General features: G+C 49.1%; 1 rRNA gene. It reads right to left on the bottom strand.

Features of this window, described 5'->3' with window-relative positions:
• Positions 1-138: 138 nt before the first annotated feature.
• A 16S ribosomal RNA gene (locus NNN71_RS25150) occupies positions 139-232 on the bottom strand; the annotation flags it as partial.

Raw genomic sequence — 232 nt, forward strand, 5'->3', positions numbered from 1 at the left:
TGAGTGGACTTGAACCACCGACCTCACCCTTATCAGGGGTGCGCTCTAACCACCTGAGCTACAAGCCTGCAGAGATTCTTTACTGCTATTTTTCATCAGACAATCTGTGTGAGCACTTCAAAGAACGTTTCTTTAAGGTAAGGAGGTGATCCAACCGCAGGTTCCCCTACGGTTACCTTGTTACGACTTCACCCCAGTCATGAATCACAAAGTGGTAAGCGCCCTCCCGAAG

Source organism: Kluyvera sp. Awk 3 (genome assembly GCF_028069715.1).
GTDB lineage: Bacteria > Pseudomonadota > Gammaproteobacteria > Enterobacterales > Enterobacteriaceae > Kluyvera > Kluyvera georgiana_A.